Here is a 22517-nt window from a genome sequence, read left to right as displayed (position 1 = left end):
GTCGAGCGTACTGACCGCGGAGAACCGCCCCGTCGGCCCGCCCCGCCTCCGACGTGCGATTGCCAGGGTCCCCTCAGGTTGCCCACCTACAGTGGGTGCCGAGGAAGGCCGATCGACGGCGTCCGGACCGCCGCCGCGGGCAGCCGCGGGACGCAGCACGAGGAGTGGCTTTGGCCCAGGACCGCAAGAACGCCCCCGCGACCGCGAAGCGCAGCGGGTCCTCACGGTCCGGCGCCGCCGCCACCGGGACGCGGAACGGGAAGGGCGGGCGGACCCGTCCGGCCGCGAACGTCGTCGCGCCGCAGCGGCCCTGGGGACTGATCGCCGCGGCGATCGCCGTCGTGGTCTTCGCCGCCGCGGTCATCACCTACGCGGTGATCAAGGTCAACGAGGCCAACGCCAACCGGATCGAGAGCGTCGACGAGATCGAGGGCATCCGGTCCTACGACTACGCCGCCGGCCAGGAGCACGTCGTCACCACGGTCGAGTACTCCGAGTCCCCGCCCGTCGGCGGCCCGCACGCGCCTCCGCCGGACTGGGCCGACTGCACCGGGACCGTGTACGACGTCGACATCCGCCACGAGAACGCGGTGCACAGCCTCGAGCACGGCGCCGTCTGGGTCACCTACAACCCCGACGAGGTCACCGACGAGGACATCGCCACGCTCGCGGAGCTGGTCGAGAACGAGCCCGGCCGAATGCTGTCCCCCTACGTGGGCCAGGACTCCCCGGTGAGCATCCAGTCGTGGGGCCACCAGCTCAAGGTGGACGACGCGACCGACGAACGACTCAAGCAGTTCGCGGACTTCCTGACCCTGAACAGCGAGTTCACGCCGGAACCGGGCGCCAGCTGCGAGAACCCGACGTTCGCCGCGAACCCGACGCCGGCCGAGGTCGCCCCGCAGTGACCGCTGCGCCCGCCGAGCCGCGCCCGCGCGCACTGCGCACGGCGCTCCTGGCCGTGATCGCCGTCGGCCTGGTGGCGCTCGGCGGCGGGCTGGCCGTCGCGCTCGGCATCGGCCGCTCCGCCGTTCCCTCGGCGGACTCCGTCGATGTCGGGTTCTCCCGAGACATGGCGCGGCACCACCTGCAGGGCGTCCAGATGGCCAACCTGGCGCTCGAGCGCAGCGAGGACCGGGCCGTCCGCGGCCTGGCGTTCGACATCTCCGCGACCCAGACGAACCAGACCGGGCGGATGCAGGGCTGGCTGAGCCTCTGGGGCCTGCAGCCGACCGGCGGCGACGTCATGGGCTGGATGGGTGAGGGTGACCACGCCGGCCACGCGATGGGCGAGGGCGGGCTGATGCCCGGGATGGCTACGCAGCAGGAGCTCGCCGACCTCCGCGAGCTGTCCGGCACCGAGTTCGACGTGGAGTTCCTGCGGCTGATGATCCGGCACCACCAGGGCGGCAGGGAGATGGCCGAGTACGCCGCGCAGCACGCGCAGGAGCCGGCCGTGCGGAGCCTGGCCGGCAGCATGGTCCGGTCGCAGTCGGCCGAGACGAACCTGATGGCCGGCATGCTCGCCGAGCGGGGCGGGACGCCGCTGCCGGCGCCGTAGCCGTCACGTGGCCCGTGCCCGTGGTCGGTCGGGCGGCTGGTAACTTCTTTCCCGCCCCACCACCACGAGCCCCCGTAGCTCAGGGGATAGAGCACCGCCCTCCGGAGGCGGGTGCGCAGGTTCGAATCCTGCCGGGGGCACCCCTGGTTCTCATGGTCGGTCCAGGAATGGGCCGACAGACCTGTCTCGTCGATCGGAGCCGCTGTCCCGGGCCGTTCCCGACATGCCGGTACCGCGGCTGGCGGCACTGCCGGACCCGGCCGGCGGCCTCAGATGGAGCCCCACGACGCCCCAGGCCAGGCCGACGAGCAGCTGGTCGACGACAGCCAGGCGGTCGAGTGAGGCGGCGAGCAGCGGCGGCCAGGCGAGGATCGCCACGCCGGCGACGACGGCGGCCACGGCGATGCTGCTGTTCCTCCTGACCAGCGCGGCACCGAGTGCGAGCGCGCCGACGGCGGTGACGGCCGTGCCGATCAGGTAGATCGTCCAGCCGCCGACGGCCAGGTCGCGCGGTCCGCCGTGCAGGCCACCGCCGAGGACGAACTCGACGGCGACGCCGACCCAGGAGAGGGAGAAGCCGGTGGCCACGGCCGACCACGCGACGGCGGCGGCCCGTGCGGCGGCTGTCCGCGCGGCGGTGATCGCGCCCCCGGCGAACAGCAGGAGGGGAATGAGCATGCCCCGGTTCCAGGCGGTGTAGTCCAGGCCGAGCCACGGCTCGTCCCAGGTCGTCATCACGCCGTAGCGGGCCGGCACCCAGGTCACCGCGCCGAGGACGAGCAACAGCGCGGCAGGAACCGGGTGCGACCGGCGCGGAGCAGTCATCCGGCGATCCTGGCGGATCCCGACCCGAGCGTCCCGAGCTCCGTCCGCGCGGGTGACCGTGTCGACGAGCTGCCCGTATCGGCACCCCGCACCGTCGGACGACGCCTGCACCCGGCGCCGGAGCCGCTCGGGCCCGGAGCTACCGTCCCGCCATGACGACCGAGGCGGTCCAGCGGGTCCAGGTGGGCGAGATCGAGATCGCCTACGAGACGTTCGGCCGCCGGGAGGACCCCCCGGTGCTCCTGGTCATGGGCCTGGCCACGCAGATGATCGGCTGGCCCGACGACTTCTGCCGCGACCTGGCCGGACGCGGGTACTTCGTCGTCCGCTTCGACAACCGCGACATCGGGCTGTCCACCCACCTGCACGACGCCGGCGCGCCCGACGTCATGTCCGTCCTCGGCGGCGACACCTCGTCGGTCGCCTACGGTCTCGCGGACCTGGCCGACGACACCATCGGCCTCCTCGACGCCCTCGCCCTGGACCGCGTGCACCTGGTCGGTGCCTCGATGGGCGGCATGATCGCCCAGCTCGTGGCGCTCCGGGCCCCGGAGCGGGTCGCCACCCTGACGTCGATCATGTCGACCACCGGCGACCCCTCGGTCGGGTCGCCGAACGACGCCGCGCTCGGCGTCCTCCTCGCTCCCCCGGCCGGTGACCGCGACGCGGCGATCCAGCGCGTCGTGGACACCTACCGCGTGATCGGGTCGCCCGGGTTCGAGTTCGACGAGTCCGCGCTGCGCGACCGGGCCGGCCTCTCCTTCGACCGGGCCTACGACCCGGCCGGTGTGGCCCGCCAGCTGGCCGCGATCCTCACGACGCCCGACCGCACTCCGGAGCTGCGGAAGATCGCGGTGCCGACGCTGGTCATCCACGGCGCGGAGGACGCGCTGGTGAACGTGACCGGCGGCCGGGCCACCGCGGCGGCGATCCCCGACTGCGACCTGCTCGTCGTCGATGGCATGGGCCACGACCTGCCGCGCGCGGTGTGGCCGCAGCTGCTCGACCGGATGACCGCGTTGTTCGCCCGGGCGGGCTGATCGGCCGGGGTGGGTGGGTGACGACAGAGCTCAGCTGGTCAGCATCCCGCCCTCGACCGGGAGGGTGGTGCCGGTGACGTACCCGCCGGCGTCGCTCACCAGGAAGATCAGCGCGGCCGCGAGCTCCCTGGGATCGCCCTTGCGCCCGACCAGCACGCGCGCGAGCTGCGACTCCAGGTAGCCCTCGGGGTACTGGTCGGTCATCTCGGACTCGAAGAAGCCGGGCGCCAGCGCGTTGACCCGGATGCCCTTGCGGCCGGTCCACTGCTGGGCCAGGTCGCGGGTCAGCCCGATCAGCCCGGCCTTGCTCGCCGCGTAGGCGGCCTGCGGCAGACCCGCGGTGGTCAGCCCGAGCACGCTGGAGATGTTCACGATCGAGCTCCCCGGCTGCATCACCCGGCCGCACGCCTGAGCCATCCAGTAGCAGCCGTTGAGGTTGACGTCGATCACCTGGCGGAACTGCTCCGGGGTCTCCCGGGTCGCCGGCGCCGCCGTCCCGATGCCCGCGTTGTTCACCAGGACGTCGACGCGGCCGAACTCGGCCATGGCCGCGTCGACGAGCGCCTGGCAGTCGTCGGGCCGCGCCACGTCGGTGGCCACGGAGATCGCGCGGCGGCCCGCCTCCTCCACCGCCTGCTGCGTCGCCGCCAGCCGGTCCACCCGGCGAGCGCCGAGGACGACGTCGGCGCCGGCCTCGGCGAGCGTGCGGGCGAAGACGACGCCGAGGCCCGACGAGGCCCCCGTCACGATCGCCACCCGGCCGTCGAGCCGGAACATGTCAAGGATGGTGCGGTCCGCCACCGGGTCAGCTCCTGTCGTCGATCGTGCTCGTTCCCAGGACGGTAGTCAGGACGTGGGGTAGGTCACCTCCCGCCCGGGTAGGGCCGGGTCCCGGCCTCGAGGGGGAGGAGCCCGACCGTGACCAATCTCGGCCAGAACCTGCTGGACACCGCCGCCAACGATCCCGACCACCCGGCCCTGAAGATGGACGACGCGGTCCTGACCTACGGCCAGTTCCGTGACGCCGCCCTGAAGGTGGCCGGCTCGCTGCGGGCGCGCGGCGTCACCCCCGGCGACCGCGTCGGCATGGTCGTGCCGAACGTGCTGTCGTTCCCCGTCGTCTTCTACGGTGCGCTCCTGGCCGGCGCCGCCGTCGTCCCGATGAACCCGCTGCTCAAGGCCCGCGAGGTCGAGTACTACCTGCGGGACTCCGGGGCGCGACTGGTCGTCGCGCTCGAGCCGGCCGAGCCGGTGACGGAGGCGGCCGCGACGGTCGGCGTGGACGCGGTCACCGTGGGCCCGGCGCTGCCGGAGGCGCTGATGGACGCCGAGCCCCTCGACGCCGCCGTCGAGCGGGCCGGGGACGACCTCGCGGTCATCCTCTACACCTCGGGCACCACCGGCCAGCCCAAGGGCGCCGAGCTGACGCACGCCAACCTGTCGGGCAACTGCCGGACGACGGCCGAGACGCTCGCCGAGAACACCGCCGACGACGTGATCATGGGCTGCCTGCCGCTGTTCCACGTCTTCGGCCTGACCTGCGGCCTCAACACCGCCGTCCTGCGCGGCTCGACCCTGACGCTCATCCCCCGGTTCGACGGCGCGAAGGCGCTGTCGGTCATCGACCGGGACAAGGTCACGATCTTCGAGGGCGTGCCGACCATGTTCGCCGGGGTGCTGCACTCCCCCGTCGCCGGCACCCAGGACGTCTCCAGCCTGCGGTTGTGCGTCTCGGGCGGCTCGGCGATGCCGGTCGAGGTCATGCGCGCCTTCGAGGAGAAGTTCGGCTGCGTCATCCTCGAGGGCTACGGCCTGTCCGAGACCTCGCCGGTCGCCTCGTTCAACCACCCGCACGCCGAGCGGAAGCCCGGGTCGATCGGCACCCCCATCGCCGGCGTGGAGATGCGCCTGGTCGACGACGACGGCAAGGACGTCACCCCGGGCGAGGTCGGCGAGATCGCGATCCGGGGCGAGAACGTGATGCGGGGCTACTGGGGCAAGGCCGAGGAGACGGCGAAGTCGATCCCGGACGGCTGGTTCCGCACCGGCGACCTGGCGCGTCAGGACGAGGACGGCTACTTCTTCATCGTGGACCGCAAGAAGGAGATGATCATCCGCGGCGGCTACAACGTGTACCCGCGGGAGATCGAAGAGGCGCTCTACGAGCACCCGGCGGTGGCCGAGGCCGCCTGCATCGGCGTCGCGCACCCCGAGCTGGGCGAGGAGGTCGCCGCGGCCGTGGCACTGAAGCCGGACGCCACGGCAGATCCCGAGGAGCTGCGCGAGTTCGTCAAGGCGCGGGTCGCCGCCTACAAGTACCCGCGGCACCTGTGGCTCGTGGACAGCCTGCCGAAGGGGCCCACGGGGAAGATCCTCCGCCGCGCGGTGGAGGTGCCCGAACAGGTCGGGCAGCGATGAGCCCCCGCTGTGGCGGCAGGCCTTCGACGCCGCGGAGCGGGCCGTCACCCCGCGGGCCGAGACGTTCGTGCGGACTCCGACGTTCTCCGTCGGCGTCTCGCTCGCCCGGCGGGCCGAGAAGCTGGTGCGCGACTCGGCCCGCGACCTCACCGCGCGGGCCTGGCACCTGGTGAACCTGCCCGCGGGCAGCGACGTCAGCCGGCTGCGCGCGCAGATCGGGGCCCTCGACCGCGAGGTGCGCCGGCTGAGCGTGCAGCTCGAGGCCGAGCGACGCCGCGCCGACCGGGCCGGCGCCGGACCGACCGACGAGACGACGAGGGAGCAGCGCGATGGCGCAGGTGCCCAGCCCCCAGACGCTCCTCGAGCGCGTCCGGCGCGACGTGGAGCGCAACGCCCTCCGCGCGCGTAACGGGATCAAGCTCGTCGCCGGTGTCGACCGGCCCGGGGTGGGCCTGACCCCCAGGGACGTCGTCTGGCAGCGCGGCCGGACGCAGTTGTGGCACTACCGGAACGACCCCGGGAAGAACGGCGGCGTCCGGTACGGGCCGCCGCTGCTGATCGTGTTCAGCCTGATCAGCCGCAGCTACATCCTCGACCTCACGCCGGGCAACAGCTTCGTCGAGCAGCTGCTCGACGCCGGCTTCGACGTGTACCTGCTCGACTGGGGTGAGCCCGACGAGCGGGACGCGGAGAACCGCCTCGAGGACTACGTCGACGACTACATCCCGGCCGGCGTCGAGCGCGTCCTGGAGCTGTCGGGGGCCGACGAGGTGAACCTCTTCGGCTACTGCTTCGGCGGCGACCTCACGCTGCTCTACGCCGCCCACCACCCCGACGCGCCGCTGCGCAGCCTGACGGTCCTGGCCACGCCGGTCGACTTCCGGCACATGGGGCCGTTGGCCGACATCTTCTCCGTGGGCCGGATGGAGGTGGACTCCGTGCTCGACCGCGACGGCAACGTGCCGCCGTCGATCGTCGTCCAGGGCTTCCGGGCGCTGACGCCGACCGCGGAGGTGACCCGCTACGTCAGCCTGTGGGAACGGCTCTGGAACGACGAGTACGTCGCCTCCTACCAGGCCATGACCGGCTGGTCGGACGACCACGTGCCCTTCCCCGGCGCCGCGGCGCGGGACACGGTGCGGATGCTCGTGCGGGAGAACGGGATGGTGAACGACCGGCTCACCGTCGGCGGCGACCCGGTGCACCTCGCGGACATCGCCGTCCCGTTCCTCACCGTCCGGGGCACCCGCGACCACATCGTCCCGGAGGCGGCGACCGCGCCCCTGATCGACCTGGTGGGGTCGGCGGACAAGCACGAGCTGTGCCTGGACGCCGGGCACATGGGCCTGGTCGTCGGGCGCACGGCGGCCCGCACGACGGTGCCGACGATCATCGACTTCATCCGCCGGCGCAGCGACGAGCTGGCGTCGCCTGCCGAGGAACGGGGTGCCTGACGTGCCGATCGTGGAGCTGGGACCGGAGCGCTGCGACGCGCTGCTGCGGTTCTTCGCCGAGCTGCCCGAGGGCGACCTGACCTTCATCCGGGAGGAGGTGCACGACCCGGAGACGGTCCGTTCGTGGGCCGGCGCGGGTGGTCGCTGGGTGTCGACGGAGGGAGAAGACGTCACCGGCTACGTCGCCGTCCGGCCGCTGCCCGGCTGGTCGGACCACGTCGGCGAGGTGCGGCTGGTCGTCTCCCCCCACCACCGCGGCTCCGGCCTCGGCCGGGAGCTGGCGCGGCGAGCCCTCGTCGAGGCGGTCTCCGCGGGCCTGTCCAAGCTGGTGGTGGAGGTCGTGGCCGAGCAGGGGGCCGCCCTGGCGCTGTTCACCGACCTCGGCTTCACCGGCGAGGCGCTGCTGGTCGACCACATCCGCGACCGCAGCGGGCAGCTGCGCGACCTGATGGTGCTGGCCCACCACGTGCGCGCGACCTGGGAGGGCATGGACACCGTCGGCGTGACGGAGGAACTGGAGGCGAGCAACCGCTGACGGACGGCCGGCCGGTCCGTCAGCGTCGTTCGGCACGCACGCTGGCGTACGCGATGTGGCCGAAGAACCGACCGGCGGCCACTCGTCCACGCGCCTCCGCCTTGAACGCCTCGCCGGAGGCGGGCGCGAGGGTCCCTCTCGCCACCAGCGTGTCGGCACCCAGGTCGATCAGGCTGAGCATGTACGTCGGAGCCGTCAGCTCCAGGTGGCCGTGACTGCGGAGCTCCTCCGGCGAGAATCCCGCCTCGCGGAGCAGGGCGGGGAGCCGGCGCACCAGCCACGGATCGTGGACCAGGGTGCGCACCGCAGTGGCCGCACACGTCTGCAGCGGATCGACGTCCGAGGTCGCGACCGTCGTGGTCGCGTAGTCGCCGTCGTACACGAGGAGATGACCGCCGGTCCGCAGCACGCGGTGCGCCTCGGCCAGGGCCCGTTCCGGACCCGGGATGTGGCACAGCGTCGTCGAGAACACCACGCCGTCGAAGGACTCGTCACCGAAAGGCAGCCCGCGCCCATCCGCGACCTCGAACCGGACATCGGGGAGACGAGCCCGTGCCCGCTCGACGAAGTAGGGAACAGGGTCGACCCCGACGACCTCCCCCACACCGGGGAGGCCGGCGATCAGCGCAGTGATGACGCCCGTACCGCACCCGATCTCCAGCACGCGGCCGCCGCCGAACGCCGGCGCGCCGGCCAGGAACTCCGACCACAACCGCTGCTGCCGCGGGTCGGCCGCGCGGATCTCGAGGCGGTCGGCCAGCGAGCGCACCGTGGCCGCGTCGAGCTCGGAGTACCGCGCGTACACGTCGCTGGACGTGGTGTGCTCGAAGATCGCGCTCATCGCCACCGGTCCCGGATCCCAGGGGTGTCCCGAGGGGAAAACTAGGCGCCGGGCAGCGAGCGTCCCAGGGTCGGACGACCGTGTCAGCCCTCGGAGACGCCTCCGGCGTCCACCTGCAGCCGGCGGGTGGTGTGCACCGCGTCGAGCATCCGGCGGTCGTGGGTGACCAGCAGCAGCGTGCCCGGGTAGCCGGCCAGCGCCTGCTCCAGTTGCTCGATCGCCGGGAGGTCGAGGTGGTTGGTCGGCTCGTCGAGCACCAGCACGTTGACACCGCGTGCCTGGAGCAGCGCGAGGCCCGCGCGGGTGCGCTCCCCCGGTGACAGCGTCTCGGCGGCCCGGAGCACGTGCTCGGCGGTCAGCCCGAACTTGGCCAGCAGGGTGCGCACCTCGGCGGTCGGCCAGTCGGGCACCTCGGCCCCGAAGGCGTCGAGCAGCCGCTCGGGCCCGAGGAAGCGCTGCCGCGCCTGGTCGATCTCGCCGATCCGCACCGACGGGCCGAGCGACGCCGTGCCCTCGTCGAGCGGCACCCGGCCGAGCAGGGCCGCCAGCAAGGTCGACTTGCCCGACCCGTTGGCGCCGGTGATCGCCAGCCGGTCGCCCCAGTCCACCTGCAGGTGCACCGGCCCGAGCGTGAACGCGCCGCGGCGGACGACGGCGTCGCGGAGGGTCGCCACGACCGCGCCGGCCCGTGGAGCGGCCGCGATCTCCATGCGGAGCTCCCACTCCTTGCGGGGCTCCTCGACGACCTCGAGCCGCTCGATGAGGCGCTCGGTCTGCTTGGCCTTGGCAGCCTGCTTCTCCGCGGACGCCCGGTTGTGCGCCTTGATGTGCTTGTCCGGGTCCTTCGACTTCTTGACCGCGTCACGGACACCCTTGGCCATCCAGTTGCGCTGCATCCGCGCCCGGGCCTCCAGCCCGGACTTCGTCCCGGCGTACTCCTCGAACTCCTCGCGTGCGTGCCGCCGGGCGACCTCGCGCTCGACGAGGTAGGCCTCGTAGCCGCCGTCGTGCACCCGGACGAGCTGCTGGGCCAGGTCCAGCTCGACCACGCGGGTCACCGTGCGGGCGAGGAACTCGCGGTCGTGGCTGACCACGACGATGCCGGTGCGGGCGCCGGCCACGAAGCGCTCCAGTTGGTCGAGCCCGGTGAGGTCGAGGTCGTTGGTCGGCTCGTCCAGGAGCAGGACGTCGTAGCGCGACAGCAGCAGGGTGGCGAGGCCCACGCGGGCCGCCTGCCCGCCGGACAACCCGGTCATCAGCGCATCCAGCCCGACGCCCGGCGCCACGTCGGCGACGACCTCCTCGGCGCGCTCCTCCAGATCGGCGCCCCCGAGGGTCAGCCACTGCTCCAGGGCGCGCCCGTACGCGTCGTCGGCGCCGGCGCGGCCGGCGCTGAGGTCCTCGGTCGCGGTGTCCAGTGCGGCTTGCGCGTCGGCGACGCCGGTCCGCCGGGCGATCGCGGCGAGCACCGTCTCGCCGGGGCGACGCTCGTGCTCCTGCGGCAGGTAACCCAGCGTCGCCGTGGGCGGGCTGACGACGACGGTGCCTTCCTCGGGCGGCAGCTCACCGGCGAGCGTGCGCAGCAGGGTCGACTTGCCGGCGCCGTTGACGCCGACCAGCCCGACGACGTCGCGAGGAGCGACGACGAGGTCGAGATCGGAGAAGAGGACGCGGGCGCCGTGGCCGGCGGCCAGGCCGCGCGCGACGAGGGTGGCGCTCATGGACGGTGCTCCAGAGGACGGTAGGGAGAGGACGGTCGACTACCGCGGGGCGAGCACGAACCGACGATAACCCGGTCCCGGCCCCGGTCACCGTTCCTTTTCGTGGTCCCCCGGTTCGTCGGCGTCGTCGAAGACGTGCCCGTCGTCGGCGTCCTCGACGTACTTGCCGCGGCGCACCAGCCAGGGCTGCAGGTGGTCGTAGCCGCGCACGGACACCCGGCGCAGCGGCCGGACCCGGTACTCGGGCAGGTCCCGCACCTGGTCGGCGAGCACGCGGTCGACGAGCACCGTCCCCGGCCGGGCGAGCGAGGTCAGCCGGCTGGCCATGTTCACCACCGGGGAGTACACGTCGCCGAGCCGGGTCAGCACGGTGCCGAACGCAGCCCCGACGCGCAGCGGCGGCCGCTCCTCGGTGTCCCAGGCCTCGGGCAGGCGCAGCCCGATCTCGACGGCGTCCACGGCGGAGGCGGCCGTGAAGAGGACGCCGTCCCCCACCGTCTTGACCACCCGGGCCCGGCGCTGGGCGATGACCTCCGTCGCGATGGCCTCGAAGTCCTCGACCATGGCCCCGAGCTCGCGCCCGCCCATCCCGCGGCTGCGCGAGGTGTAGCCGACCAGGTCGGCGAACCCCACGGCCAGCTCGCGCCGGTCACCCTGCCCCGCCGCCGTCGCCAGCAGCCGGTCGGCGTTGGCGGCCAGGTGGCGGCGCCACACGTAGTGCTGGATGTCGCGCATCTTGGGCAGGAGCTCCCGCGCGACGGCGACCGCCTCGTCCGGCGAGGCGGGGCGGCGCTCGCCGTCCGGGCCGGTGCGGGTCAGGGCGTGGGCCAGCATGTCGGCCTGCCAGTCGGCCAGCCGGGACAGCGCCTGACCCATGGCCCGGGCGATGGACGCCTCGGTCTCGGCGTCGACGAACCCCGAGTCGATGAGCTCGGACAGGACGCCGAGCGCCTGCAGGTCGGCGTCGGTGAAGGCGGGGTCGTCGTCCGCGGCGTCGGGGAAGCCCAGCGCCCGCCAGAGCCGCTGGGTGCGCTGCGGCGGCATGCCGGCCCGCTCGGCGACCTGCAGCCGGGTGTAGCGGCGCGGCCCGTCGAGCAGCAGCCGCTCGAGCGCCTCCCGGGCGGCGGCGGCCGGGTCCTGCCCCGGTTCGCTCATGTCCTGCTGGTCAGCCGGTGGTGTGCACGACGAGGACGTCGCAGGTGGAGCGCCGCGTGGCGTCGGCGGGCACCGAGCCGAGCAGCCGGCCCTTGATGCCGGCGAGCCCGCGGTTGCCCACGACCAGCAGGTCCGCGCTCTGGCGCTGCACCGTGTCGAGCAGCACCTCCACCGGTGAGCCCTCGACGGCGAGGGTCTTCACGTCGCCCGCACCCGCCGCGCCGGCCCGTTCGGCGGCGGTGCGCACGGTGTCCTCGGCCGGGTGGGACCCGACGACCTGGTAGGCGTCCTCGCGCAGGGTGTCCTGGGCGCGGGCGAGCTCCCGGTCGTCGGCCTCGGTCGGCAGGTAGGCGCAGACGATGACCAGCGTGGCCCCGGTCGCCCCGGCGATCGCACCGGCGCGGGCGACCGCGCGCAGCGAGGACTCGGAACCATCGGTGCCGACGACGACCGTGCGGTACGTGTTCGCGCTGTCGTTCACGGCGCGGACTCTATGTGACCTCGGGTCCTGGGACACCCCGAGATGATCAACGCACCGAGACCGTCCGGACTCGCAGCGGCGCGTCGGAGGCCCCGACGAGCGCGCCCCGTGCGCTTGGATGGTGCCGACAGCCCGCCGCCACGACGAGGAGCGCACCATTTCCACCGGAAGCACCGCCGCGGTCGCCCCGGTCCGGGTAGAGGTCCGCGGACTCAGCAAGTCCTTCGGACCGGTCCGGGCCGTCTCCGATCTGAGCTTCACCGTCGAGCCGGGGTCGGTCACCGGGTTCCTCGGCCCGAACGGCGCCGGCAAGACGACGACGCTGCGCATGGTCCTGGGGCTCATCCGTCCCGACGTCGGGACGGCCACGTTCGACGGCGCGCCGTACGCGTCGCTGCCCCATCCGGTGCGCACCGCCGGCGCCGTCCTCGAGACCGCCTTCCACCCGGCGCGATCGGGGCGCAACCACCTGCGCGTCTACTGCCGCGCCGCCGGGCTGCCGCTCTCCCGCGCCGACGAAGTGCTGGTCCAGGTCGGTCTGGCCGACGCCGGTCGCCGGCGCGCCGGCGGCTACTCCCTCGGCATGCGGCAGCGCCTGGCACTGGCCACCGCACTGCTCGGCGACCCCAGCGTCCTCGTCCTCGACGAGCCGGCCAACGGGCTGGACCCGGAGGGCATCCAGTGGCTGCGCGGGTTCCTCCGTCACCTCGCCCACGACCAGGGACGCACCGTCCTGGTCTCCAGCCACCTGCTGTCCGAGGTGGAGCAGACCGTCGACCGCGTGGTCATCGTCGGCGCCGGCCGGCTGGTCCGCGAAGGGTCGATCGCCGAGCTGCGCTCGGGGGCGCACGGCGCGGGAACGGTGCTGGTCCGCAGTCCGGAGCTGACGCGTCTCGCCGACGTCCTCAGGGCAGGGGGTCAGCAGGCGGCCCACGAGGACGGCGCCCTCGCCGTGACCGGCTCGACCCCGGCCGACGTGGGCCGGCGCGCTTTCGCCGCCGGGATCGAACTGCACGAGCTGCGGGCGCGGACCAGCGGCCTCGAGGAGATCTACTTCCAGCTCACGGCGGGCCAGGAGCAGTTCGCCGCTCCGTCGCCCGGCACGACCCCCGAGGGAGCTTCCCGATGACCCGCCTGGTTCACGCGGAATGGACCAAGCTGTTCACCACGAAGGTCTGGCTCGGCCTGCTGCTCGGCGCCTGCGTGATGGTCGCCGCGTTCGCGGTCTTCTTCACCGCCTTCGCCGGCAACCCCGAGGCGGGGATCCCCGAGGTCGGCACGCCGCTCTACGAGCAGCTGGCGCTGTCGACCGCCGCGAACGCCAACATCCTGTTCCTGATCCTCGGCATCATCGGGATGACGCAGGAGTACCGGCACCGGACGGCCACGCCGACCTTCCTGACCAGCCCACGGCGGGGCTCGGTCGTCGTCAGCAAGCTGGTGGCCTACGCGCTCGTCGGGGCCCTGTTCGGCCTGGTCGTCGTGGCCGTGAACTACCTGACGGTGCTGATCCACGCCGGCGCTCTCGGCGCGGCACCCGCGCTCGACGGCGACAACCTCAACACGCTGTTCCGGTCCCTCGTGGCGCTGACCATCTACGCGGTCATCGGCGTGGGCATCGGCGCGCTGCTGCGCAACCAGGTGGGTGCGATCGTCGGCGGGCTGGTCTACCTGTTCGTCGTCGAGCCGATCATCCGGTCGGTGCCGGCCACCTCGGTCGCCTACAAGTGGATGCCCGGGGGCGCCCTCGAGGCGCTGACCGCCACGTTCCAGGGACCCGACGTCCTCGACGCCTGGCAGGGCGGCCTGCTGCTGGTGGCCTACGGGCTCGTGGCGGCCCTCCTCGGCTACTTCCTCGCGGTGCGGCGCGACGTCGTCTGAAAGTCGTCTGAGAAAGGACCCCCTCCTCCTCACCCCTCGCACGCTCAGGGCGGCGGTGCCCTGGACGGGGCCGGACACCGGCACTCCCCGTGCCTCCGTCGCCCCGGTAGGCGCAGGTGGACCGGCGTAGGATCGACACCCGGCCCGCCGCCCGCTGGGCGTGCCGCCCGACATGCCCCATAGACGAAGAAGGCACTCGCCCCCGTGTCAAGCGTGAGCTCATCCCGGCCCTCCTCCTCCTCGTCGTCCCCGGTCGCGGGTTTCGGCACCAACGAGTGGCTGGTCGAGGAGATGTACCAGCAGTACCTCTCGGACCCGGCCAGCGTGGATCAGGCCTGGCACGAGTTCTTCGCCGACTACCGGCCGGGCAGTCCGGTCGACGGCGGGAACCGCGAGCAGTCGGCTGCGGGCAACGGGAGCACCCCCGCGCAGCCGGCCCCGGCGCCCGCGCAGGCCCCCGCGCCCTCGAACAATGCCCAGGCGGAGCCGACAGCGGCTCCGAAGCCGGCCGAGAAGGTGCCGAGCGCCCCCGCGGCGAAGCCGTCCGGCAAGCCCGCCGAGAAGCCCGCCGAGAAGCCCGCCGCCAAGGCGGCCGAGCCTGCCGCCGGGGCGAAGCAGTCACCGCTGCGCGGCGCCGCGGCCGCCGTGGTCAAGAACATGAACGCCTCGCTCACCGTCCCGACGGCGACGAGCGTGCGCGCGGTGCCGGCGAAGCTCCTGGCCGACAACCGCATCGTCATCAACAACCACCTGGCCCGCGGCCGGGGTGGGAAGGTCTCCTTCACGCACCTGATCGGCTACGCGCTGGTCCGGGCGCTGGACGACTTCCCGAACATGAACAGCGCGTTCGCCGAGGTCGACGGCAAGCCGACGCTGGTGCAGCCCGAGCACGTCAACTTCGGCCTGGCCATCGACCTGCCCAAGCCCGACGGCTCGCGGTCGCTCGTGGTCGCGTCGATCAAGGGCGCCGAGGAGATGGACTTCGCCGGCTTCTGGGCCGCCTACGAGGACATCATCCGGCGGGCCCGCGCCAACAAGCTGACGATGGAGGACTTCTCCGGCACCACGATCAGCCTGACCAATCCGGGCACGATCGGCACCAACCACTCGGTGCCGCGGCTGACCGCGGGTCAGGGCGCGATCATCGGCGTCGGCGCGATGGAGTACCCGGCGGAGTTCCAGGGGATGAACCCCGAGACGCTCACCGAGATGGCCGTCTCGAAGATCATCACGCTGACCTCGACGTACGACCACCGGATCATCCAGGGCGCGGAGTCCGGCGACTTCCTGCGCCGGCTGCACGCCCTGCTCCTCGGCGAGGACGGCTTCTACGACGAGGTCTTCCGCTCCCTGCGGATCCCGTACACCCCGGTCCGCTGGATGCCGGACGTGCGGATCAGCCGCGAGGGGGAGATCGACAAGGAAGCGCGCGTCATCGAGGTCATCGAGGCCTACCGGCGCAACGGCCACCTCATGGCCGACACCGACCCGCTGGAGTACCGGGTCCGCACGCATCCCGACCTCGACATCCTCCAGCACCACCTGACGCTGTGGGACCTCGACCGCAAGTTCCCCGTCGGCGGCTTCGCCGGCGAGCGGCTGATGGCCCTGCGCGACATCCTCGGCGTCCTGCGCAACTCCTACTGCCGCACGGTCGGCGTGGAGTACATGCACATCACCGACCCCGAGGAGCGCGAGTGGCTCCAGCGGCGGATCGAGGTCAAGCACGAGCAGCCCGACCGGGAGAAGCAGAAGCACGTCCTCGGCGGCTGAACGCCGCGGAGGCGTTCGAGACGTTCCTGCAGACCAAGTACGTGGGCCAGAAGCGGTTCAGCCTCGAGGGCGGCGAGTCGGTCATCCCGATCCTCGACGAGGTGCTGATCGCCGGCACCGACCACGGCCTCGACGAGGTCGCGATCGGCATGGCCCACCGTGGCCGGCTCAACGTGCTGGCCAACGTGCTGGGCAAGAGCTACTCGAAGATCTTCGGCGAGTTCGAGGGCAACATCGACCCCGGCACGGTGCAGGGTTCCGGCGACGTGAAGTACCACCTCGGCGCCACGGGCACGTTCAGGAACCCCTTCAAGCCAGACGCGGAGATCGCGGTCTCGCTGGCCAGCAACCCCAGCCACCTGGAGACCGTCAACCCGGTGCTCGAGGGCATCGTCCGGGCGAAGCAGGACATGATCAACAAGGGCGAGGACGGCTTCACCGTGCTGCCCGTCCTGCTGCACGGTGACTCGGCGTTCGCCGGCCAGGGCGTCGTCGCCGAGACGTTGAACCTCTCGCAGCTGCGCGGCTACCGCACCGGTGGCACCGTGCACGTGGTCATCAACAACCAGGTGGGCTTCACCACCAGCCCGGCGGCGGCCCGGTCGAGCCTCTACTCGACCGACGTCGCGCGGATGGTCAACGCGCCGGTCTTCCACGTCAACGGGGACGACCCCGAGGCGTGCGTCCGCGTGGCCCGGCTGGCCGTCGACTACCGGCAGGCGTTCAAGAAGGACGTCGTCATCGACATGGTCTGCTACCGCCGGAGGGGCCACAACGAGGGCGACGACCCGTCGATGACCCAGCCGCTGATGTACGACATCATCGACCGCAAGCGCTCGGTCCGGAAGCTGTACACCGAGGCGCTGGTCGGTCGCGGCGACATCACGCTCGCCGAGGCCGAGGAGGCGCTCAAGGACTACCGCGGCCAGCTCGAGCGGGCGTTCGCCGAGACCCACGACGCGAAGGACGCCAGCAAGCCCGAGCCGGTCATGGACCCGCGCACGCCGCAGGAGTCGCAGGTCGAGACGGCGATCACGCGCGAGGCCCTCAAGGCGGTCGGCGACGCGCACGTCTCCTTCCCGCCGGACTTCACCCCGCACCCGAAACTGCAGAAGATGCTCGAGCGGCGGGCCGCGATGGCCAGCGAGGGCGGCATCGACTGGGCGATGGGCGAGCTGCTCGCCTTCGGGTCGCTGCTCATGGAGGGCGTCCCGGTCCGGCTGGCCGGCCAGGACTCCCGACGGGGTACCTTCGTGCAGCGCCACTCGGTGCTGATCGACCGGGAAACCGGCGGCGAGTACACGCCGCTGTCCAACCTCACCGACGACCAGGCCAAGTTCTTCGTCTACGACTCGCTGCTCAGCGAGTACGCGGCCGTCGGCTTCGAGTACGGCTACTCGGTGGCCAACCCCAAGGCCCTGGTGCTGTGGGAGGCGCAGTTCGGTGACTTCGTCAACGGCGCGCAGATGGTCATCGACGAGTTCATCAGCTCAGGCGAGGCCAAGTGGGGCCAGCGCTCCGGCGTCGTCCTCCTGCTGCCGCACGGGCTCGAGGGCCAGGGTCCCGACCACTCCAGCGGCCGGATCGAGCGGTTCCTGCAGATGTGCGCCGAGAACAACATGACGGTCGCCAACTGCACGACCCCGGGCAACTACTTCCACCTGCTGCGCCGGCAGGCGCTCTCCGACGTGCACCGTCCGCTGGTCGTGTTCACGCCCAAGTCCCTGCTGCGCGCGAAGGCGGCGGTGAGCGCGGTCGAGGAGTTCACCGACGAGGGCTTCCGCCCGGTCCTGGCCGACCCCGGAATCGGCGGCAAGCCGCTGGACGGCGACGGCGTCCGGAGGGTGCTCCTGTGCAGCGGCAAGGTCGCCTACGACCTGCTGGCCCAGCGGGAGTCCGACGGGCGGACCGACACGGCCGTGGTGCGGGTCGAGCAGCTGTACCCGTTGCCGGCCCAGCAGATCAGCGAGGCCATCGAGCGGTACCCGAACGCCGACGACGTCGTGTGGGTGCAGGAGGAGCCGGCGAACATGGGCGCCTGGCAGTTCATGGCCGTCAACCTGCCCGAGCACCTGCCCCAGGGGCGGACCTTCCGCCGGGTCAGCCGCCGGGCGTCGGCGTCCCCCGCCGTGGGTTCGGCCAAGGTGCACGACGTCGAGCAGCGCCAGCTGGTCGCCGAGGCGTTCGCGGACTGATCGCGCATGTACTTCACGGACCGGGGGCTCGAGGAGCTGGCCGACCGGCGGGGTGACGAGGAGGTCACCCTCGCCTGGCTCGCCGATCAGATGCGGGCGTTCGTCGACCAGTTCCCCGACTTCGAGGTGCCGGTCGAGCGCCTGGCCACCTGGCTCGCGCGCGGCGGCGCCGATCCGGACGACGACCTGGCGGGCTGAAGCGCAGACCGTCGCTGGTGCAGCGCGCCTCCGCGGACCTGGAGGGCACCGGCGGGACGCTGCGTGCATGCTCGGTCACTCGCATGCCCTCTCGGGCCTCGCCGCGGGAGCCGCGACCCTCCCCTGGGCGCCCGTCCACGGCACCGTCGCCCAGGTGTCGTGGATCGCGGCCGCTGGTGGGTTCGCGATGCTGCCCGACCTCGACCACCGGGGCTCCACGGTCTCCGACATGTGGGGCCCGGTCACCGACGTGCCGTCCGGGCTGGTCGGCAAGCTCACCGGGGGGCACCGCTGGGGCACCCACGACGCGGTGCTGGCGCCGCTGGCCTTCGGTGGGCTGGCGATGCTCGCCGCGGGCACCTACTGGGCCAGCCTGCTGTTCATGGCGCTCGCGATCGGCCTGGCGCTGCACGCGCTGCACTTCGTCATCCCGGGCACCACCGAGACGACGATCGTCGGCAACATCGCGCTGGCCTGGGCCGGAGCCTGGTGGCTGCTCGAGCACAGCCCCCAACCGGCGTGGCTGCCCTGGGCGGTGGCGCTCGGCGTGCTGACCCACATCGCCGGCGACGCGATCACCAGCGCCGGGATCCCGCTGCCCGTCCTGTGGCTGGCCCGGCGGACGCGGCTGCAGTTCTCGCCGATGCGCACCGGAACCGTGCTGGAGAAGGCGGTGCTCGTGCCGGCGTTCGTCGTGGCCATCGCGGTGTTCGTCTACCTCAACACCGAGGCGCGCAGCGCTCTCGATCCCCTGGTGGACCGGCTGCTCAGCCTGGGCTGACCGATCGCACGGCGGGCGGCGGACGGTACGGTTCCGATCTTGTGACCGCCGTCTCGTCGACGTCCTCGACCGGGCCCCGGCTGAGCCGGGGCACCCACCTGGGCTACGCGCTGGGCTCGATCGCGACGGCGGCCTTCGGGACCGTCCCCGGGGCGACGGCCGCCCGGGTGCCCGGCCTGCTGGCCGACCTCGCGGCCGCGGCGCGGCGGGCGGCGGCGCTCCCCCGACCAATCGCCGAGCGGCTGCTGGCCGGCGTGCTGGGGCAGGTGTACCGGCCTACGCCGTGACGCCCTGCTCCCGCGCGCAGGTGGCGACGGCCGCGGCGACCGCCTCGGCCACCCGCCGGTCCAACGGGCTGGGCACGACGTAGTCGGCGCGCACCTCGTCGCCGACCACGTCGGCGATCGCCGTCGCCGCGGCGAGCTTCATCTCCTCGGTGATCGCGGTGGCGCCCGCGTCGAAGGCCCCGCGGAAGATGCCCGGGAAGGCCAGCACGTTGTTGATCTGGTTGGCCAGATCGCTGCGTCCGGTCGCCACCACCGCCGCGTACTTCGCGGCCATCTGCGGGTCCACCTCGGGCGTCGGGTTGGCCAGCGAAAACACGATGCCGTTCGGCGCCATCGAGGCGATCGCGGACTCGGGCACGGTGCCGCCGGAGAGCCCCAGGTAGACGTCGGCACCGTCGAGCGCGCCGACCATCGTGCCGGCGTAGCCCGCCCGGTTCGTGTTCTCGACCAGCCACTGCTTGATCGGTGTGAGGTCGGCGCGGCCGGCGTGCAGGACGCCTTGCGAGTCGGCCACGGCGATGTCGCCGACACCGGCCTCGAGCAGGATCTTCGTGCACGCGACCCCCGCCGCTCCCGCGCCGGCGACGACCACGCGCAGATCGGCGATCTCCCGCCCCACCACCCTGGCCGCGTTGCGCAGGGCGGCCAGGACGACGATCGCCGTTCCGTGCTGGTCGTCGTGCATGACCGGGACCGACAGCCGCTCCCGCAGCCGGGCCTCGATCTCGAAGCACCGCGGGGCGCTGATGTCCTCGAGGTTGATGCCCCCGAACGACGGAGCGATGGCGGCGACCGTCTCCACGATCGTGTCCACGTCGGTGGTGCTCAGGACGACGGGGACGGCATCGAGGCCACCGAACTCCTTGAACAGGCAGGCCTTGCCCTCCATCACCGGCAGCGAGGCCGCGGGCCCGATGTCGCCGAGGCCGAGGACGGCGGTGCCGTCGGAGACCACGGCGACCACGCGAGGTGCCCAGGTGAACCGGCGTGCCAGGTCGGGTTCGGCGGCGATCGCGCTGGAGACGCGGGCCACCCCCGGGGTGTACGTCAGCGCGAGGTCGGCGATGGAGTCGATCGACCGGGTCGGTACCACCGAGAGCTTGCCGCCCTCGTGCACCGCGAAGGCGGGATCGTCGGCGAAGCGGTCGGCGGGGCCGTTCTGCGCGCTAACCGTGCTCATGGTTCCGGCAGCGTAATCCCGGACGCCGGGGGGAGTCCGCCCGGGCGAGCCGAGGGCCACGCAACTCCACGGGCGCGGTGCTCTTGACAGTCGGCGGCGGGCGGACGACGGTGACCGGCATCACATATTGTCCGCCATCCGGACGAATGTCCGCATCGCAGAGAGGTGAGCCGTGGTCGATCGTCGCGTTCCCGTCCTCGTCGTCGGCGGCAGCCTGGTCGGGCTGTCCACGTCGCTCCTCCTCGCGTCGTACGGGGTGCCGCACCTGCTGGTGGAGCGCCATCGCGGCACCGCCGTCCATCCCCGTGCCGCGTCGTTCCACCAGCGCACGATGGAGGTGTTCCGGAGCGTCGGCCTGCAGCCGGTCGTCGAGTCGGCTGCCGAGAAGGAGTTCGAGCAGAACGGTGCCATCGTCTCCGTCCCCAGCCTGAGCAGTCCGGACGTCAAGTACTTCTTCCGCCACTTCAACGAGGGGGTCGAGCAGCTCAGCCCTACGGCGCGGTTGTTCATCACCCAGATCGGGCTCGAGCCCCTGCTGCGCAACACCGCCGAGGAACGCGGGGCGGAGCACCGCTACGGCACCGAGCTCGTCGGCGTCGAGCAGGACGACGACGGCGTCACCGCCGTCATCCGCGGGCGCGAGGACGGGAAGGAGGAGACGGTCCGCGCGGACTACCTCGTCGCGGCCGACGGTTCGCACAGCGTCGTCCGGAGGCTCGTGGGCATCGAGTCGGCCGGCAGGGGCGGGTTCGCCGACTGCGTCACGATCTACTTCCGCGCCGACATGCGAGAGCTCATCGGCGACCGCAACCTCAGCGTCGTCTACGTCAGCCACCCGGAGCTGCTGGGCTTCTTCCGGTTCTCCATCACCGGCGACTCCGGCTTCCTGGCGGTGTTCTCGACCACCGAGCCGGACGGCACGCGCGACACCCACGTGGCGCAGGACATGGACACCGCCCGGTGCATCGCCCTGGTCCGCAAGGCGTTGGGGCGGCCGGACATCGAGGTCGAGGTCGACAACGTGCAGCGCTGGACGGCGGCTGCCTCCTGGGCGTCCCGCTTCCAGGACCGACGGATCTTCCTGGCGGGCGACGCCGCCCACGTGATGCCCCCGACCGGCGGGTTCGGCGGCAACACGGGCGTGGCCGACGCGCACAACCTGGCATGGAAGCTGGCCATGGTGCTCGACGGCACGGCCGGACCTGGCTTGCTCGACACCTACGACGCCGAACGCCGGCCGATCAGCAGCCTGATCGTCGAGCAGGCCTACACCAGATACGTCCTGCGGGTCGACCCGTCGCTCCCGCAGGACGACCTGGCGCCACCGATGGACGACGCCTCCATCGAACTGGGCCCGGTCCACCGGTCGGCCGCGGTGCTGGATCCCGACGACGACGGCGCCCCGCTCGTCGACCCACGGCAGCCCGGCGGACGGCCGGGTACCCGCGCCCCCCACCTGGTCGTCGAGGCCGACGGCACGGCGACGTCCCTGCTCGATGTGTTCGGCCGTGGGCTGGTGCTGCTCGCCGGGCCGGGCGGGCAGGCGTGGTGCGACGCAGCAGGACGCGTTGCCGCCGATCTCGCGGTCCCGCTCTCGGCCCACCGCGTGGCCGGCGACGGCCCACTCGTCGACCGGGGGAACGCGTTCCCCGAGCTGTACGGCACGGGTACGGACGGCGCCGTCGTCGTCCGGCCGGACGGCGTCGTCGCCTGGCGGGCCACGTCGGCAGCCGAGGACCCGTACCGGGAGCTCGAGACGGTCCTGCGCGTCGTGCTCATGCGCTAGAGCCGGTGGTCCCCGGCCAGGGGCGCAGCCGCCCCGGTCGGGGCCACAGCCGGCCGACCACCCGGCCGACCACGGTCGCGACGCCGAAGGCGCGGCTGTCGTCGGTGACGAACTCGTTGTCGCCCTCGACCCAGTGGCCGCCCTCGACAGCGCGCCGGACGCGCTTGACGACCAGCAGGTCCGGACGGGACGGGAACCGGGCGAGGACGACGTCACCCGGGCGCACCGGAGTCCCCGCCCCGACCCTGCGCACGAGCAGCCGGTCGCCGTGCCGCACCGTCGGGGACATCGACGGGCCGGTGACCCGGGCCATGGTCCACGCAGTGGCGAGCTGCTCCGCGGGTTCTCCCCGGCTGTCCCTGTCGATCACCGCGAGTAGGGTCGCAGACGACCCAACCCCACGAC

Annotated in this window: 23 protein-coding genes and 1 tRNA gene; 16 read left to right on the top strand and 8 right to left on the bottom strand. The window is 72.7% G+C overall.

Annotated features, from left to right (window positions below; translation table 11 throughout):
* The first annotated feature begins 170 nt into the window (after positions 1-170).
* From MVA48_RS20960 to MVA48_RS20950, 3 genes are all read left to right on the top strand, one after another.
* Positions 171-908, top strand: coding sequence for a DUF3105 domain-containing protein (locus MVA48_RS20960; protein ID WP_246983176.1), 738 nt, complete (start codon positions 171-173; stop codon positions 906-908).
* Positions 905-1561 carry a DUF305 domain-containing protein gene (locus tag MVA48_RS20955; RefSeq protein ID WP_246983175.1) on the top strand — a complete coding sequence of 219 codons (657 nt, stop codon included), beginning with the start codon at positions 905-907 and terminating at the stop codon, positions 1559-1561. The genes MVA48_RS20960 and MVA48_RS20955 overlap by 4 nt, the downstream gene beginning before the upstream one ends.
* A gap of 68 nt (positions 1562-1629) precedes the next feature.
* A tRNA-Arg gene (locus tag MVA48_RS20950) sits at positions 1630-1701 on the top strand.
* A 10-nt stretch (positions 1702-1711) separates the two neighbouring features.
* Here MVA48_RS20950 and MVA48_RS20945 read toward each other — a convergent pair.
* Complete coding sequence (locus tag MVA48_RS20945) at positions 1712-2386, bottom strand: hypothetical protein (RefSeq protein WP_246983174.1); 675 nt, start codon at positions 2384-2386, stop codon at positions 1712-1714.
* A gap of 152 nt (positions 2387-2538) precedes the next feature.
* Between MVA48_RS20945 and MVA48_RS20940 the strand changes: the two genes are divergently transcribed.
* Complete coding sequence (locus tag MVA48_RS20940; protein ID WP_246983173.1) at positions 2539-3426, top strand: alpha/beta fold hydrolase; 888 nt, start codon at positions 2539-2541, stop codon at positions 3424-3426.
* Positions 3427-3456: 30 nt separating this feature from the next.
* Here the strand turns inward: MVA48_RS20940 and MVA48_RS20935 are convergent, their stop codons facing one another.
* On the bottom strand, positions 3457-4203 hold the full coding sequence (locus MVA48_RS20935) for an SDR family NAD(P)-dependent oxidoreductase (RefSeq protein ID WP_246983171.1): 747 nt from the start codon (positions 4201-4203) through the stop codon (positions 3457-3459).
* A 141-nt stretch (positions 4204-4344) separates the two neighbouring features.
* On the opposite strand from MVA48_RS20935, the gene MVA48_RS20930 reads away from it, so the two are divergent.
* The 4 genes from MVA48_RS20930 (at position 4345) to MVA48_RS20915 (ending at position 7833) form a co-directional block, all read left to right on the top strand.
* Positions 4345-5844, top strand: a complete 1500-nt coding sequence (locus MVA48_RS20930; protein ID WP_246983169.1) for a long-chain-fatty-acid--CoA ligase — start codon at positions 4345-4347, stop codon at positions 5842-5844.
* Between the two features lie 67 nt (positions 5845-5911).
* Positions 5912-6253 carry a hypothetical protein gene (locus MVA48_RS20925; protein WP_246983167.1) on the top strand — a complete coding sequence of 114 codons (342 nt, stop codon included), beginning with the start codon at positions 5912-5914 and terminating at the stop codon, positions 6251-6253.
* Positions 6174-7298 (top strand): alpha/beta fold hydrolase, encoded by a 1125-nt coding sequence (locus MVA48_RS20920; RefSeq protein ID WP_246983165.1) that lies wholly within the window; start codon positions 6174-6176, stop codon positions 7296-7298. The genes MVA48_RS20925 and MVA48_RS20920 overlap by 80 nt, the downstream gene beginning before the upstream one ends.
* The gene (locus tag MVA48_RS20915) at positions 7291-7833 is read left to right on the top strand and encodes a GNAT family N-acetyltransferase (protein ID WP_246983163.1); all 543 of its coding nucleotides are present in this window, start codon (positions 7291-7293) and stop codon (positions 7831-7833) included. Before MVA48_RS20920 ends, MVA48_RS20915 begins: the two co-directional genes overlap by 8 nt.
* Positions 7834-7852: 19 nt before the next feature.
* Here MVA48_RS20915 and MVA48_RS20910 read toward each other — a convergent pair whose 3' ends face one another.
* The 4 genes from MVA48_RS20910 to MVA48_RS20895 form a co-directional block, all read right to left on the bottom strand.
* The gene (locus tag MVA48_RS20910) at positions 7853-8674 is read right to left on the bottom strand and encodes a methyltransferase domain-containing protein (protein ID WP_246983156.1); all 822 of its coding nucleotides are present in this window, start codon (positions 8672-8674) and stop codon (positions 7853-7855) included.
* An 83-nt stretch (positions 8675-8757) separates the two neighbouring features.
* The gene (locus tag MVA48_RS20905; RefSeq protein ID WP_246983154.1) at positions 8758-10395 is read right to left on the bottom strand and encodes an ABC-F family ATP-binding cassette domain-containing protein; all 1638 of its coding nucleotides are present in this window, start codon (positions 10393-10395) and stop codon (positions 8758-8760) included.
* Between the two features lie 87 nt (positions 10396-10482).
* Positions 10483-11550: an adenylate/guanylate cyclase domain-containing protein gene (locus tag MVA48_RS20900; protein ID WP_246983152.1), complete on the bottom strand. Its 1068-nt coding sequence runs from the start codon at positions 11548-11550 to the stop codon at positions 10483-10485.
* 10 nt (positions 11551-11560) lie between these two features.
* Positions 11561-12031 (bottom strand): universal stress protein, encoded by a 471-nt coding sequence (locus MVA48_RS20895; RefSeq protein WP_246983150.1) that lies wholly within the window; start codon positions 12029-12031, stop codon positions 11561-11563.
* Between the two features lie 121 nt (positions 12032-12152).
* Here MVA48_RS20895 and MVA48_RS20890 point away from each other — a divergent pair, with 121 nt between their 5' ends.
* The 7 genes from MVA48_RS20890 to MVA48_RS20860 all read left to right on the top strand — a co-directional run bounded on the left by MVA48_RS20890 (position 12153) and on the right by MVA48_RS20860 (position 19146).
* A complete protein-coding gene (locus MVA48_RS20890; protein ID WP_246983148.1) occupies positions 12153-13160 on the top strand; it encodes an ABC transporter ATP-binding protein in 1008 nt (335 codons plus the stop codon).
* A complete protein-coding gene (locus MVA48_RS20885) occupies positions 13157-13912 on the top strand; it encodes an ABC transporter permease (protein WP_246983146.1) in 756 nt (251 codons plus the stop codon). Before MVA48_RS20890 ends, MVA48_RS20885 begins: the two co-directional genes overlap by 4 nt.
* Before the next feature lie 213 nt (positions 13913-14125).
* On the top strand, positions 14126-15685 hold the full coding sequence (locus MVA48_RS20880) for a 2-oxo acid dehydrogenase subunit E2 (RefSeq protein ID WP_246983142.1): 1560 nt from the start codon (positions 14126-14128) through the stop codon (positions 15683-15685).
* A gap of 41 nt (positions 15686-15726) precedes the next feature.
* On the top strand, positions 15727-17880 hold the full coding sequence (locus tag MVA48_RS20875; RefSeq protein WP_246983140.1) for a multifunctional oxoglutarate decarboxylase/oxoglutarate dehydrogenase thiamine pyrophosphate-binding subunit/dihydrolipoyllysine-residue succinyltransferase subunit: 2154 nt from the start codon (positions 15727-15729) through the stop codon (positions 17878-17880).
* A gap of 6 nt (positions 17881-17886) precedes the next feature.
* On the top strand, positions 17887-18078 hold the full coding sequence (locus MVA48_RS20870) for a DUF6104 family protein (RefSeq protein ID WP_246983139.1): 192 nt from the start codon (positions 17887-17889) through the stop codon (positions 18076-18078).
* Positions 18079-18145: 67 nt separating this feature from the next.
* Positions 18146-18859, top strand: a complete 714-nt coding sequence (locus MVA48_RS20865; protein ID WP_246983138.1) for a metal-dependent hydrolase — start codon at positions 18146-18148, stop codon at positions 18857-18859.
* A gap of 41 nt (positions 18860-18900) precedes the next feature.
* Positions 18901-19146: a hypothetical protein gene (locus MVA48_RS20860; RefSeq protein ID WP_246983137.1), complete on the top strand. Its 246-nt coding sequence runs from the start codon at positions 18901-18903 to the stop codon at positions 19144-19146.
* On the opposite strand, the gene MVA48_RS20855 is transcribed toward MVA48_RS20860, so the two are convergent.
* Entirely contained in the window at positions 19136-20326 is a 1191-nt protein-coding gene (locus MVA48_RS20855) for an NAD(P)-dependent malic enzyme (protein ID WP_246983135.1), read from the bottom strand. The genes MVA48_RS20860 and MVA48_RS20855 overlap by 11 nt on opposite strands.
* Positions 20327-20498: 172 nt before the next feature.
* On the opposite strand from MVA48_RS20855, the gene MVA48_RS20850 reads away from it, so the two are divergent.
* Positions 20499-22112: an FAD-dependent monooxygenase gene (locus MVA48_RS20850; RefSeq protein WP_246983133.1), complete on the top strand. Its 1614-nt coding sequence runs from the start codon at positions 20499-20501 to the stop codon at positions 22110-22112.
* Here the strand turns inward: MVA48_RS20850 and MVA48_RS20845 are convergent.
* The gene (locus tag MVA48_RS20845; RefSeq protein WP_246983131.1) at positions 22102-22482 is read right to left on the bottom strand and encodes a S26 family signal peptidase; all 381 of its coding nucleotides are present in this window, start codon (positions 22480-22482) and stop codon (positions 22102-22104) included. The two genes, MVA48_RS20850 and MVA48_RS20845, sit on opposite strands and share 11 nt — an antisense overlap.
* Positions 22483-22517: the final 35 nt, after the last annotated feature.

Source organism: Blastococcus sp. PRF04-17 (assembly GCF_023016265.1).
Classification (GTDB): domain Bacteria; phylum Actinomycetota; class Actinomycetes; order Mycobacteriales; family Geodermatophilaceae; genus Blastococcus_B.
This window is presented reverse-complemented; position numbering and strand designations above follow the sequence as displayed.